The 13,952-nt window shown below is 71.7% G+C and carries 12 protein-coding genes; 11 read left to right on the forward strand and 1 reads right to left on the reverse strand.

Going from position 1 to position 13,952, the window contains the following annotated elements; all coding sequences use genetic code 11:
- The 10 genes from biuH to OKJ99_RS11295 all read left to right on the forward strand — a co-directional run bounded on the left by biuH (nucleotide 1) and on the right by OKJ99_RS11295 (nucleotide 11,731).
- Nucleotides 1-687 carry a biuret amidohydrolase gene (biuH, locus tag OKJ99_RS11250; protein WP_326015808.1) on the forward strand — a complete coding sequence of 229 codons (687 nt, stop codon included), beginning with the start codon at nucleotides 1-3 and terminating at the stop codon, nucleotides 685-687.
- Entirely contained in the window at nucleotides 684-2,435 is a 1,752-nt protein-coding gene (atzF, locus tag OKJ99_RS11255; protein ID WP_326015809.1) for an allophanate hydrolase, read from the forward strand. Before biuH ends, atzF begins: the two co-directional genes overlap by 4 nt.
- On the forward strand, nucleotides 2,432-3,847 hold the full coding sequence (locus OKJ99_RS11260) for a uracil-xanthine permease family protein (protein WP_326015811.1): 1,416 nt from the start codon (nucleotides 2,432-2,434) through the stop codon (nucleotides 3,845-3,847). The genes atzF and OKJ99_RS11260 overlap by 4 nt, the downstream gene beginning before the upstream one ends.
- On the forward strand, nucleotides 3,844-4,914 hold the full coding sequence (gene atzD, locus OKJ99_RS11265; protein ID WP_326015813.1) for a cyanuric acid amidohydrolase: 1,071 nt from the start codon (nucleotides 3,844-3,846) through the stop codon (nucleotides 4,912-4,914). Before OKJ99_RS11260 ends, atzD begins: the two co-directional genes overlap by 4 nt.
- The gene (locus tag OKJ99_RS11270; RefSeq protein ID WP_326015815.1) at nucleotides 4,911-5,561 is read left to right on the forward strand and encodes an alpha/beta fold hydrolase; all 651 of its coding nucleotides are present in this window, start codon (nucleotides 4,911-4,913) and stop codon (nucleotides 5,559-5,561) included. Before atzD ends, OKJ99_RS11270 begins: the two co-directional genes overlap by 4 nt.
- Before the next feature lie 524 nt (nucleotides 5,562-6,085).
- Complete coding sequence (locus OKJ99_RS11275; protein ID WP_326015817.1) at nucleotides 6,086-6,181, forward strand: Ms4533A family Cys-rich leader peptide; 96 nt, start codon at nucleotides 6,086-6,088, stop codon at nucleotides 6,179-6,181.
- A 219-nt stretch (nucleotides 6,182-6,400) separates the two neighbouring features.
- A complete protein-coding gene (locus tag OKJ99_RS11280; protein WP_326015818.1) occupies nucleotides 6,401-8,119 on the forward strand; it encodes an ABC transporter substrate-binding protein in 1,719 nt (572 codons plus the stop codon).
- Nucleotides 8,120-8,121: 2 nt separating this feature from the next.
- Complete coding sequence (locus tag OKJ99_RS11285; protein ID WP_326015820.1) at nucleotides 8,122-9,120, forward strand: ABC transporter permease; 999 nt, start codon at nucleotides 8,122-8,124, stop codon at nucleotides 9,118-9,120.
- Entirely contained in the window at nucleotides 9,117-10,106 is a 990-nt protein-coding gene (locus tag OKJ99_RS11290) for an ABC transporter permease (RefSeq protein ID WP_326015821.1), read from the forward strand. The genes OKJ99_RS11285 and OKJ99_RS11290 overlap by 4 nt, the downstream gene beginning before the upstream one ends.
- Entirely contained in the window at nucleotides 10,103-11,731 is a 1,629-nt protein-coding gene (locus OKJ99_RS11295; protein WP_326015823.1) for an ABC transporter ATP-binding protein, read from the forward strand. The genes OKJ99_RS11290 and OKJ99_RS11295 overlap by 4 nt, the downstream gene beginning before the upstream one ends.
- Before the next feature lie 518 nt (nucleotides 11,732-12,249).
- Here the strand turns inward: OKJ99_RS11295 and OKJ99_RS11300 are convergent.
- Complete coding sequence (locus tag OKJ99_RS11300; protein WP_326015824.1) at nucleotides 12,250-13,152, reverse strand: alpha/beta hydrolase; 903 nt, start codon at nucleotides 13,150-13,152, stop codon at nucleotides 12,250-12,252.
- Between the two features lie 41 nt (nucleotides 13,153-13,193).
- Between OKJ99_RS11300 and OKJ99_RS11305 the strand changes: the two genes are divergently transcribed.
- The gene (locus tag OKJ99_RS11305) at nucleotides 13,194-13,667 is read left to right on the forward strand and encodes a MarR family winged helix-turn-helix transcriptional regulator (RefSeq protein ID WP_407700673.1); all 474 of its coding nucleotides are present in this window, start codon (nucleotides 13,194-13,196) and stop codon (nucleotides 13,665-13,667) included.
- Nucleotides 13,668-13,952 lie beyond the last annotated feature (285 nt).

Consider the following 13,952-nt stretch of genomic DNA (forward strand, 5'->3'; position numbering starts at 1 on the left):
GTGGCCACCGTTGACGCCACCCCGTACACCTGGCCCTTCGACGGGACCCTCGCCGTCTCGCGTACCGCCTTGTTGTGCATCGACTGGCAGACCGACTTCTGCGGCCCCGGCGGATACGTCGATGCCATGGGCTACGACATCTCCCTCACCCGGGCCGGGCTCGAACCCACCACACGGGTGCTGGCCGCCGCCCGCGCGGCAGGGATGCCGGTGGTTCACACCCGTGAGGGCCACCGGCCCGACCTGTCCGACCTGCCCGCCAACAAGCGGTGGCGGTCGGCGCGGATGGGTGCGGAGATAGGCGCCGACGGGCCCTGTGGCCGGATCCTGGTCCGGGGTGAGCCCGGCTGGCAGATCGTTCCCGAAGTCGCCCCACTCGATGGCGAGTTGGTGATCGACAAGCCGGGCAAGGGCTCCTTCTACGCCACCGACCTGGACCTGGTGCTGCGTACCCGCGGCATCACGCACCTGGTGCTCACCGGGATCACCACCGACGTGTGCGTGCACACCACGATGCGCGAGGCCAACGACCGCGGCTACGAGTGCCTGCTGCTGTCGGACTGCACCAGTGCCACGGAGCGGAGCAACTACGAGGCCGCGCTGCACATGGTCACCATGCAGGGTGGCATCTTCGGCGCGGTGGCCACGAGCGACCAACTGCTGGCAGCGCTCAAGGAGTCCGCGTGAGGGCCGGCGCCGCGGCGCGCGTACGGCGGGCGCTGGCGCTGCTGGCCGAGGACGCGCGTCCGGAGGCATGGATCACGCTGCGCCCGGCCCGAGAACTGCTCGCCGAAGCCGCCGTCACCGACGCCCGCACGGCTGCGGGAGAACAACTCCCGCTGGCGGGCCAGGTGTTCGCCGTCAAGGACAACATCGACGTGGCCGGACTGCCGACCACGGCCGGCTGTCCCTCCTTCGCCTATCAGCCGCGGGTCTCAGCCCCGGCGGTGGCCCGGCTGGCGGCGGCCGGGGCGATCGTGGTGGGGAAGACCAATCTCGACCAGTTCGCCACCGGTCTGGTCGGCACCCGCAGCCCCTACGGCGCGGTTCGTGCGGTACACGATCCGGCCCGGATCAGCGGCGGATCGAGCTCCGGTTCAGCGGTCGCGGCGGCCCTGGGCATCGTGGACTTCGCGCTCGGCACCGACACCGCGGGGTCGGGCCGCATCCCGGCCGCGTTCGCCGGCGTCGTGGGCCTGAAGCCGACCATCGGGCTTGTGCCGACCGACGGCGTCGTGCCCGCCGCCCGGCCCTTCGACTGCGTCAGCGTCTTCGCCCCGAGCCTGCGCATCGCCGAGACGGCGGCGGCCGTCATGGCGGCAGGCGCCGACACCGCGACGACCCGCACCTGGCCGGCCGACGCCCCGCTGGCCGCGTCGCCGACGCCCCGGATCGCCATACCCGAGGCCTCGGCTCTCGACGGGCTGAGCGACACCTGGCGGGCCGCCTTCGCCGACGCGGCGGAGCGGCTGCGGGCGGCGGGAGCAACCTTGGTTCCGGTCGACATCGAGCCGTTCCTGCAGGCCGCCGAGCTGCTGTACGGAGGCGGGTTCGCGGCTGAACGCTTCGCCGCTGTAGGCGCGTTCATCGCCGCGGACTCCGACGACATCGATCCCAGCGTGCGGGGCATCATCGGCGGCGCCGAGCACCTGCCGGCCCACCGCTATGCCGAAGATCTGGGACGGCTGGCGCAGTTGCGGTGGCAGGCCATGGAGCGGATCGAGGACTGCGAGGCGCTGTTGCTGCCCACCGCTCCCGAGCACCCGACGCTCGCCGAGGTGGCCGCCGACCCGATCGGGGTCAACAGCCGCCTGGGCCGGTTCACCAACTTCGTCAACCTGCTGGACCTGTCAGCGGTGGCGGTCCCGGCGGGCACGGTGGACGGCGGGCCCTTCGGGGTCACCGTCGTCGCACGGGCCTTCGCCGACCGGGTCGCCGCCGACATCGCGGCCCTGTTCGCACCCGAGCCGGCCGCGGACAGCCCGGACTCGGGGTGGGGCCCGCCGGGCCTGCCGCTGGCCGTCTTCGGCGCCCACCTCACCGGACAGCCCCTGAACTCCCAACTGACCCGGCTCGGCGCCCGGCTGCTCCGCCCGGTGCGCACCGCCGCGCACTATCGGATGGTCGCCCTACCCGGCACCCCGCCCCGCCCAGGACTGCTGCGGGTCCCCGCCGCCCGCCAGGGGCGGTCCTTCGCCGGTGAGCTGTGGGCCCTGCCCCCGGCGGCGTTGGGCCGGTTCCTGGCCGCGCTGCCGGAGCCGATGACGCTCGGCCGGGTGCGGCTGGACGACGGCACCACCGCGACCGGCTTCCTGTGCGAGTCGCACGCCGCAGTCGAGTCCCCGGACATCTCCGAGTACCAGGACTGGCGGATCTACCTGCATCACCACGACACCTCCGCGGCAGCCGGATCCGACGAAAGAAGCCCGGTGTGAGCACCGACAGCACCAAGACGGCCGCGGCGACCAGCCTCACCGGGTCGGCCACCGGTGAGCCGACCCACCCGGTGGACCGCCGTCCCCCGCTGGTCCACCTCGGCGCGCTCGGCGCACAGCACGTCGCCGTCATGTACTCCGGCTGCGTCGCCGTACCGCTGGTCTTCGGTGCGGCGGCCGGCCTCGACACCCACACCATCGGTCTGCTCGTCGCCGCCGACCTGCTGATCGCCGGACTGATCACGGTCGTCCAGAGCCTGGGCCTGAGCCGCCTGTTCGGCGCCCGGCTCCCGGTCGTGGCGGGCGCCTCGTTCACCGCGGTCACCCCGATGATCACCATCCAGGGGGCGTACGGCCTGCCCGCCGTCTACGGCTCGATGATCGCCGCCGGTGTCTTCGGCATGCTGATCGCCTGGCCGTTCGCGCGGCTGGTGCGGTTCTTCCCGCCGGTGGTGAGGGGCACGGCCGTGACCGTCATCGGCCTGTCCCTCGTCGGCAAGGCGGTCGATCTCATCGCCGGCAGCGACCCCGACGATCCCGGCTACGCCTCGACGGACCGACTCGTGCTCGCCGCGGGGGTGGTGGCACTGATCGTCGTGCTCACCCGGTTCGCCCGGGGCTTCCTCGCCCAGACCGTCGTCCTGGTCGGGCTGTTGGTGGGGACCGGCGCGGCAGCCGTGCTGGGCATGACCGACTTCGGCGCGGTCGCGGGCACCGACTGGTTCGGCGTCCCCGACCCGTTCCGCTTCGGAGCCCCCGAGTTCCCGGTGGCCGCCGTGGTGTCGATGTGCGTGGTCATGCTGGTCATCTTCGCGGAGTCCACGGCGTACCTGATGGCTATAGGCGAGATGACCGGCCGCCCGGTGGGCCGGGCCGAACTCGCGCGCGGCCTGGCCGCCGACGGCCTGTCGAGCGCCGCAGCCGGGGTGGCGACCTCCTTCCCCGACACGGTCTTCGCGCAGAACGTCAGCCTGATCCGGATGACCGGGGTACGCAGCCGCTTCACCACCGCGGCAGCGGGCGTACTCCTCGTTCTGCTCGGCCTGATGCCCAAGCTCGGCGAGGTGGTGGCCTCGCTCCCGGGACCGGTGATCGGCTCGGTCAGCCTGGTGATGTTCGCGATGATCGCCCTCACCGGTATCCGCAGCCTCAGCCACGTCGACTACGACGGCACCCACAACGGCATGATCGTGGCGCTGGCGCTGAGCGTCGGCATGATCCCGGTCGTCGCACCCCACCTGTACGACGGCTTCCCGTCGTGGTTCCGGATCATCGCCGGCGGTTCCATCTCCAGCGCCGTCATCGTCGCCTTCTTCCTCAACATCTTCTTCCACCACCTCGCCTTCAACCGCCGCCCTGTCCGCAGCAATCCCGACGGCACCACCGCCACCCCCACGAAGGAGCGCACATGACCCCGGCCCCCGCCGACACCCCTGCCACCGTCGATCTGCTGCGGATGCCCACCTCCGGGCCCGGCGACCTCGCCCCTCTCGAAGCGCTTCGCGCCTTCGGCCACTCCCCCACCGACGTACTCGCCGTGGTCGGAAAGACCGAAGGCAACGGCTGCGTCAACGACTTCAGCCGCACCCTGGCAACCGTCCGCTGGGAGCCCGTCCTGCCGTCCGACACGATCACGGTCTTCTCCGGCGGCACCGAAGGCGTCCTGAGCCCGCACGTCAACCTGATCGTCGCCGACCCACGCCCCCGCCCCGGCCACGACCGCGGCCTCGTCGCCGCCGCCGGCCGCACCCGCGACCTGGCGCCCGACGAGGTGGGCCGCGAACCCCAACTCGCCGCGGTCCGCGACGTGGTGACCGAACTGACCAAACGCCTGGGTCTGGCCCCCGAGGAGGTGGACATGGTCCTGGTCAAGTGCCCACTGCTCACCTCCGATCGCATCGCCGCCTGCCGCGCCACGGGCAGCGAACCGGTCACCGACGACACCTACGAATCCATGGCCCGCTCCCGCGCCGCCGCCGCACTGGGCGTCGCGCTGGCGCTCGGTGAATGCTCCGAGGACCAGGCCCTGGCCGCTCTCGCGGACCGGGACACCACCCAGGTGTGGTCGTCGCGTGCCTCGGCCAGCGCCGGCGCCGAACTGACCGACTGCCATGTACTCGTACTCGGCACCAGCCGCCATGCCAGCAGCCCGCTGCGAGCCGTCCACGGAACCATGCGCGACGCCATCGACCTGGCTTCCCTGCGCACCCTGTTCGACCGGATCGCCGCCGAAGGCGGGGAACTCGTGCAGGTCTTCGCCAAGGCCGAGGCCGACCCCTACGGCCTGGTGCGAGGACAGCGACACACCATGCTCACCGACTCCGACCTGCACTCCACCCGCCACGCCAGAGCCGCGGTCGGCGGCCTGCTGTCCGCGCTGGCCGGCACCACCGCGCTGTACGTCTCCGGCGGCGCCGAACACCAGGGACCGCCCGGCGGCGGCAGCGTCACCCTCGTCTACCGGGTACCCGACGCATGAGCCGACCCCGCCTGGTACTGATCCACGGCGCCGCCACCACCGCGCGGATCTGGCGCCGGATGCTGCCGCACCTCACCGACTACGAGGTGGTCTGCCCGGACCGGCCGTGCTCCGGTGACCTGGACACCGAAGTCGCCGCGCTCGCGGAACCATGCACGGACGCGGTCATCGCCGGCGTCAGCGGTGGGGCCACGCTCGGCCTCGAACTCGCCGCCCGCGGCGTGCCGTTCCGCGCCGCCGTCCTCCACGAACCCGCCGCCGGTTCGCTGGCACCCGGGCTGCTCGCCCACGTCGCCGAGGGCCTGCGCACCAGTGGCGTCACCGGGTTCGGCCGCGCCCTGTACGGCCCGGAATGGACCGAAGCCGACGCCCCGACGGAACCGGGAGTAGTGGATCGCGAGTTCGCGATGTTCCGCGCCTTCGAACCCACACCCCCGCCCCGAGACTGCGGACCCGTCCTGCTCACCGTCGGCGCGCACTCGCCCCCACCACGCCACGCCTCCGTCACCGCCCTCGGACACCACTGCAACCTGCCCTGGACCACCATCCCCGGCACCTCCCACGCCGCACACCTGGAATCCCCCCAAGCCTTCGCCACCACCATCCGAACCCACGCCCACACCAATCAAGCTGATGCGCCTCAATAGGACTCGAAGGCAGTCGGCAGGGATCCGGGCTGCCGGCTCGGTGCGTTCGGCCGGATGGGACGGTTCGTCGACCGGGTTGTGCTTGGCGCCGGGGTCGGCGTTCAGGTCGTAGAGCTCATGCGGACCGTGTGGCTAGCGGTGGGCGTACGCCGGCACCACGACCCGACCAAGCGGCGTCACGCCCGCACCCTGCCGGTCGCCGCGAACCGGTCCTCTGCCGTTACCACCAGCACTGGGTCGAGCGCCTCGCCACTCGGTATCGCCCTGCTGACCCCTGCTCATGCAGAACGCCGGGGCAGACCGTCCCCGCGCCGGGTTCCAGCACGCGTACATACCTCGCCGGCACCGCCGAACGCGTCTTCGCGGACGAGGCCGGCGTCCGGCTCTTCTGGATCCTCGGCGTCGCCCACTTCGTGCTCTCCGACAGCCCCTACAAAGCTGAGCCCCGCCGGATCGGCAAGCGGCTGCTGCCCCGGCTTCGGGCGCTTTGACTTCCTGTCGACCTTCGAGCCATACTCCCGCTCATGTCACGCAGCCCCGTCACCTCCGAGCGAGCCACCATTGAGTTGGCTCTCATCGGCGTGACCGGGCTCAGCGTCGCCGACATCCACTGTTGCTGACGCCTGCCCGAGCGCACGCGAACGCACCGGCCGACCTCCGCGACACCGCGGACGGGGCCCGTACCGAACTGCCGTGCCCGGGCGCACTTTCGTCCGCAGGCGCGGCAACACCCCTCTTCCCGGCCGGTTCTCGTACTCCGTGACCGCCGCATGTGATCGCTCGCGTCGCCGCCTGCGCAGTTCCCCTTTCCAGGCAGCACTTCGAGAGGTCACCTTCCGATGCGTCAACCGTCCGTCATATCGCGCCGACTGACCACGGCACTCGCCGTGTCCGCTCTCGCCGTGGGAGCCGCCGCCTGCGGCCCCGAGGACAGCAAGGGCGGCGCCTCCGGAGCGGCGGCCGCACCCAAGAAGGGCGGCACCCTCTCCGTCCTCAACAGCGAACCGCAGTCGGACTTCGACCCGGCCCGCCTCTACACATCCGGCGGCGGCAACGTCCCCTCGCTCGTCTTCCGTACGCTCACCACCCGTAACCGGGAGGACGGCGCGGCCGGTGCGAAGGTCGAGCCCGACCTGGCGACCGACCTGGGCACGCCCAGCAAGAACGCCACCGTGTGGACGTACCACCTCAAGGACGGCCTGAAGTACGAGGACGGCTCGAAGATCACGAGTGCCGACGTCAAGTACGGCATCGAGCGGTCGTTCGCGGCCGAACTCTCCGGCGGCGCCCCGTACCTGCGGGACTGGCTGGTCGGCGGCGCCGACTACCAGGGCCCGTACAAGGACAAGAAGGGGCTCGACTCGATCGAGACGCCCGACGCGAAGACGATCGTCTTCCACCTGAACAAGCCGGAGGGCGAGTTCCCCTACCTGGCCACGCAGACCCAGACCACCCCCGTGCCGAAGGCCAAGGACACGGGCACCAAGTACGAGGAGCATCCCGTCTCCTCGGGCCCGTACAAGGTCGTCAGGAACGAGGGTGACGGCGAGCGGCTCGTCCTGCAGCGCAACCCGCACTGGTCGGCTGCCACCGACAAGGAGCGCAAGGCCTACCCCGACAAGATCGACGTCCGCTCCGGGCTCGACTCCGCCGTCATCAACCAGCGGCTCTCCGCCTCGCGCGGCGCCGACGCCGCGGCCGTCACCACCGACACCAACCTCGGCCCGGCCGAACTCGCCAAGGTCGCCGGGGACAAGGACCTCGCCGCCCGCGTCGGCACCGGCCACTTCGGCTACACCAACTACATCGCCTTCAACCCGAAGGTGGAGCCGTTCGACGACCCGAAGGTACGCAAGGCCATCGCGTACGCCGTCGACCGCTCCTCCGTGGTCAACGCGGCAGGCGGATCCTCGCTCGCCGAGCCCGCCACCACGTTCCTGCCCGACCAGAAGTCCTTCGGCTACACGCCCTACGACCACTTCTCGGCGGGCAAGTCGGGCAACGCGGCCAAGGCCAAGCAGCTCCTGAAGGAGGCCGGTCACCCCAAGGGCCTGACCGTCACCCTCACGCACTCCAACGCGAAGGACTTCGCCACCAGCCCGGAGATCGCCACCGCGCTCCAGGAGGCGCTGAAGAAGGCGGGCATCACCGTCAAGCTCAAGGGCCTGGAGGACAACGACTACAACGACACCATCCACAACGTGAAGAGCGAGCCCGGCTTCTTCCTCGGCGGCTGGGGCGCCGACTGGCCGTCCGGCGGCCCGTTCTTCGCGCCGATCTTCGACGGGCGCCAGATCGTCAAGGGCGGCGCCAACTTCAACGCCTCCCAGCTCAACGACCCTTCGGTCAACAAGGAGATCGACGAGATCAACAAGCTGACCGACCTGAAGGCCGCCGCCAAGCGCTGGGGCGCGCTCGACAAGAAGGTCGGCGAGCAGGCCCTGACCGTGCCGCTGTTCCACCCGGTCTACAAGCGACTCGTCGGCGATGAAATCAAGAACGTCGTCATCAGCGACTGGACGGGCCTCCTCGACATCTCGCAGGTCGCGGTCAAGTAACCATGACCGACGCACTCCTCACCGAGGCGACCGAGGACGCGGGGGCCGCCGGCGACGGCGCCCCCGCCTCCGGGGGCCGCCCCTTCTGGCGCCGGCTGCGCGCCCGCCGCTCGGCCCTCGTCGCCGCCACGCTCATCGTCCTGTTGGTCCTGGTCGCGCTCGCCGCACCACTGCTCACCGCCCTCGAAGGGCAGAACCCCACCACGTACCACCCCGATCTCGTCGACTCCGCCACCGGCGGAGTGCCGATCGGCTCCTTCGGGGGGATGAGCGCCGATCACTGGCTCGGCGTCGAACCCCTCACCGGGCGCGATCTGTTCGCCCGCGTCGTGTACGGGGCCCGGGTCTCGCTCGGTGTCGCGCTCGCCGCGACGCTGGTCCAGGTGGCCCTCGGGGTCGGCATCGGCCTCGCCGCCGGGCTCGGCAACCGGTACGTCGACCAGGCGCTCAGCCGCGTCACCGACGTCATGGTCGCCCTGCCCATCATGGTGACCGCGCTCGGCGCGCTCGCCGTCGTCCCCGCCGGATTCCCGCGACCGGTCCTGATCGCCGTCGTCATCGGCCTGGTCGGCTGGGCCGGTACGTCGAAGATCGTGCGGGCCCAGACGCTCGCGCTGAAGTCCCTCGACCATGTCGCCGCGGCCCGGCTCAGCGGGTGGGGCCCCTGGCAGGTGGCCCGCCGCGAACTGCTGCCCGCCCTCGCCGCGCCCGTCATCACGTACGCGGTCCTGCTGTTCCCGACGAACATCGTCGTCGAGGCCGCCCTGTCGTTCCTCGGCGTCGGCATCAAACCGCCCACGCCGTCCTGGGGCCAGATGCTCACCGACGCCGACACCTGGTACCAGGCCGCCCCCACCTATCTGTTGATCCCCGCCCTGCTGCTCTTCGGCACGGTGCTCGCCCTGACCGTCCTCGGCGAGGGCGTCCGCGTCGCACTCGACCCGCGCGCCGAGTCCCGGCTGCGGATCGGCACCGGCCACAAGAAGGAGACCGAGGCATGAGAGGTTTCCTCATCCGCCGCGCCGCAGGCGCGCTCTTCGTCCTGTTCGCGCTGAGCGTCGTCGTCTACGCGGCCTTCTACGTGGCCCCCGGAGACGTCGCGCAGATCGCCTGCGGCCCGCGCTGCTCACCCGCGCAAGTGGCCCAGGTGAGCACCCAACTCCACCTCGGCGACCCGCTGTACGTGCAGTACGCGCACTTCGTCGAGGCGCTCTTCGCCGGCCGCGACTACTCCACCGGCACCGGCGTCCTGCACTGCCCGGCGCCCTGCCTCGGACTCTCGTACCAGAGCGACCAGCAGGTCACCGAGCTGATCCTGACGAAGCTCCCGGCCACCGCCTCGCTCGTCGCCGGCGCCTTCGTGCTGTGGATGCTGCTCGGCGTCGGCACCGGACTGCTGTCGGTGTGGCGGCGCGGCCGGCCGACCGAGCGGATCCTCACCTGGATCACCCTCGCGGGCCTCGCCACCCCGGTCTTCGTGATCGGGCTGCTGCTCATCATCATCCTGGTCACGGCGCTGCAGATCCTGCCGTTCCCGGACTACGTGCCACTCACCGACGACCCCGAACAGTGGGCCTGGAACCTGCTGCTGCCGTGGATCTCCCTGGCCCTCGTCTCCGCGGCCCCGTACGCGCGGATGACGCGCTCGGCGATGCTGGAGACCCTCGCCGAGGACCATGTGCGCACCTTCCGCGCGTACGGGGTCGGCGAGCGCACCCTCGTCGGGCGGCACGCCCTGCGCGGCGCCCTCGCCCCCGTGATCGCGCTCGGCGCGCTGGACATCGGCTCGATGTTCGGCGGGGCCGTGCTGACCGAGTCGCTCTTCGGGATCCCGGGGGTGTGCCGCGAACTCGTCGCGGCCGTCAAGAACGTGGACCTTCCGGTCGTCGTCGGCCTGGTGCTCGTCACCGGGTTCTTCGTCGTCCTCGCCAATGCCGTCGCGGACGTCCTCCAGGCGATGGCCGACCGACGGGTGGTGCTCGCATGAGCCTGGTCGAAGTCACCGATCTCTCCCTCTCCTTCGGCGCCGTGCGGGCGGTGGACCGGCTGTCGTTCTCGCTGGAGCCCGGCCGCGCCCTCGGCGTCGTCGGCGAGTCCGGCTCCGGAAAGAGCGCCACGGCCCAGGCGCTGCTCGGCCTGCACCGGGGAACCGGAGCCGAGGTCACCGGATCGATCGAGGTCGCGGGCGTGGACGTGCAGGCCGCCGACGACCGGGAGCTGCGGGCCCTGCGGGGCGCGAAGGCCGCGATGGTCTTCCAGGACCCGCTGTCCTCGCTCGACCCGTACTACGCGATCGGCGACCAGATCGCCCAGGTGTACCGGGTGCACCACCGCGTCTCCCGGCGGGCGGCGCGGGCCCGCGCCGTCGAGGTCCTCGACCGGGTCCGGATCCCCGACGCGGCCCGGCGCTCCCGCGCGCGGCCGCACGAGTTCTCCGGCGGCATGCGGCAACGTGCCCTGATCGCGATGGCGCTGGCCTGCGAGCCGCAGCTCCTCATCGCCGACGAGCCGACCACCGCCCTGGACGTCACGGTGCAGGCCCAGATCCTGGACCTGCTCCACCAGCTGCGCCGCGAGACCGGGATGGGCCTCCTGCTGGTCACCCACGACGTGGGCGTCGCGGCCGAGTCCGTCGGCGACGTGCTGGTCATGCGGTCGGGGCGGGCCGTCGAACGGGGGCCGGTCGGCGAGGTACTGCACGCTCCCCGGGAGCCGTACACCCGCGCACTGTTGGCGGCGGTGCCCCGCATCCCGGACACGGGCGGCGCGCCGGCCGAGGAGGCACCACCGACGGCCGAGGTTCCCGACGCGGGCGAGCCGCTCGTCGAGGCCGTCGACGTACGGCAGGTGTTCGGCAGGGGCGGCCGCGCCGTGGCGGCGGTCGACGGTGTCTCGCTCACGGTCCGGCGGGGCGAGACGCTCGGCGTCGTCGGGGAGAGCGGCAGCGGCAAGACCACCCTCGGCCGCATGCTCGTCGGCCTCCTCGCTCCCACCTCCGGCACCCTCACCCGCCGGGCCCGTGTGCAGATGGTGTTCCAGGACCCCGTCTCCTCACTCAACCCCCGCCGCTCGATCGGGGAGGCCGTCGCCGACCCGCTCCGTGCCTCGGGGTGGCGCGACGAGGCGGCGATCCGGGGCCGGGTCGGGGAGCTGCTGCGCCGGGTCGGGCTCGACGCCGGTCAGTACGGGCGCTACCCGCACGAGTTCAGCGGCGGACAGCGCCAGCGGGTCGGCATCGCGCGGGCACTGGCCTCCGAACCGGAACTCCTCGTGTGCGACGAGGCCGTCTCCGCGCTCGACGTCACGACGCAGGCCCAGGTCACCTCGCTGCTGGCCGAGTTGCAGAAGGAACTCGGCCTCGCCCTGGTCTTCATCGCCCACGACCTCGCGGTCGTCCGCCAGGTCAGCGACCGGGTCGCCGTCATGCGCCAAGGCCGGATCGTCGAGGAGGGCCCGGCGGACCAGGTGTACGCAGCCCCGCGGGACGCCTACACCAAGGAGCTGCTGGCCGCCGTACCCACACTCGACCCCGAACTGGCCGCGACGCGCCGCACCGTGCGCGCCGAGCTCGCGTCACGGCCTCGTGAAGGTGACCTGGTCGGCCTGCACTGACGCGTCGGACTGCAGGAGGCAACCGCCTCGGAGCGCCGCCGGTCGAGGTCCGGGGGCCGCCGACGGAGGCCAGGGCGAGGTCGACGACGGTGGTGCGGATGACGTCGGAGTCGTGGATGGCGTAGTCCTGCAGGTCGCCCAGCTGATGAACAGGGCCAGTTCGCGGTGGTGGGGGCGGCGTCCTTCTTGACGTCGTCGGTGGCCTGGGCAGCCTGGGTGCTCTGGCTCTGGCCGACCACCGATGGTCAGGCTGAGGCCGATCTTGACGATCGCCGTACTGCGGGAGAGGACTCCTAGCGACGGTTGTACTCGGCGGTGGCCATCCGCGTCACCAGACCGGCGGCCTGCGGGGGGAAGTCTGGACGCGCGTGAACCCCTACGGACGGTTCGAGCTCGACGTGAATCGGCGCCTCGACCTGGACATGACCGCCCGGAGCATGCCGGGCCCGCGCACCCCCGCCCATGAAACGGCCTCGGCCTCGGGGTGATGGCCCCGTCGCACTGGTGCGGTTGGGGCGTCAGGGCGTGGGGACGTGCTGGGTGAGAAAGAGGGCGGCGCGGTCGAGTGCATGATCGGCTTCGTCGAGGGTGCCGCCGGCGAAGGCCTGGAAGACGTGCGGGGCGTCGGCGGTGATGTCGAGGATGACGTCGACTCCGGCCTCGCGTGCGCGGGCGGCGAGGCGGGTGGAGTCGTCGAGGAGGATCTCATTGGTGCCCACCTGGATGAGGAGCGGGGGGAACCCGGTCAGGTCGGCGAAGAGGGCCGGACTGAGCAGGGGCTGCTCGGGGTCCTGGCCGGCGAGGTACATGGCCCCGGTGTGCATCACGGCCTCGCGGGTGAAGATCGGATCGATGCCGTCCTTGGTCGTCATGCTCTCCCCGGTCCGGGTGGCGTCCAAGCCCGGGGAGAAGGTGACGATCGCGGCGGGCAGCGGAAGCCCCGCGTCGCGGGCGGCCAGGGCGGTGGTGACCGCGTAGCCGCCGCCGGCGGAGTCCCCGGCGAACGCGATGGCGGACGGGTCCAGACCGCTGTCGAGGAGGGCGCGGTAAGCGCTCAGGTTGTCTTCCAGACCAGCCGGGAACGGGTGCTCGGGGGCCAGCCGGTAGTCCACTGAGTACGAGTCGAACCCGGTCTTCGAGACGAGTTGCGCGGTCAGCGACAGCGCGGTCTCGGGAGAGCCGAAGACGAAGCCGCCACCGTGGAAGTACAGGATCGTGCCCGGTCGTGCGCCGTTGTCCGGTGTGACGTGCAGGGCGGGCCGGCCGCCGAGCGCGGTCTGCGTGGTGCGGGCGTCGTCCGGCACGACCATCGTGTCCATGAGTGCCCTGAACCCGGCGCGCAGCTCTTCGACGGAGCGCCGGCCCTCGGGCCGGGGCTGGCGGAGCATCGCGTCGACCTTGGCCAGCTGTTCCTTGCTCATCTGCTTCCTCCTGCGGAATGGCTTCCTCTACACTATATGCCGTGGCATATAAAACGGATGGCATCGCCGACCTCCAGGGATTCTTCGCGGATCTAGTCCGCTGCGAGACGCGCCTGTACAACGCGCTGAACGACCGCCTGCGCGAGCGGCACGAGATCGTGACGTCACAGTTCGAGTTCCTGCGGTTCCTGCGCGAGCACCCGGGGGCCCGCGTGGCCGACCTCGCCGCGGAATTCGCCATCGGCGTCGGCGCGACCAGCAAGAGCGCCGACCGCCTGGAGAAGCAGGGATGGATCGTCCGCCAGGCCAACCCGGCGGACCGCAGGTCCTCACTCCTGGCGCTGACCGACGACGGCTCACAGCTCCTCGATGCCGCCGAGGCAACCTTCATCGCGGGCCTGAGCGAGCTGGTCCAAGGCGCCCTCGACCAGTCCACGACGACGGCCGTCGCCCGGGCCCTCCGCCGGCTGCGCTCCGCACTCGAACGCGACCAGGTCGGCAGCCCCACCGGCTGAAAGCGGCAAGCCCAGCCAACGGCTCGACGCCCGGCTGCCGACAGAGCCGGACGCCGACCGCATCTCCAGCCGCCCTCCGAGATGTTCCGCCTCGTACTCGACACCCAGCACGTCCTCGACGTGCTCGACATCTGCCAGCCGCTCGACGGCACAGCGGCGGCGCCAGCACAGCTGACGCCCCGCAGCCCAGACCCGCTGGGCGCCCCGCCGGGGCCGCCAGAGCGATCCCGTAACTACGAGCGAGAACAAAAGTCGACGTACTGTAGATTCTGAGCCGACCGCAGC

This window comes from Streptomyces endophyticus, assembly GCF_035798155.1.
Classification (GTDB): Bacteria; Actinomycetota; Actinomycetes; order Streptomycetales; family Streptomycetaceae; genus Streptomyces; species Streptomyces endophyticus.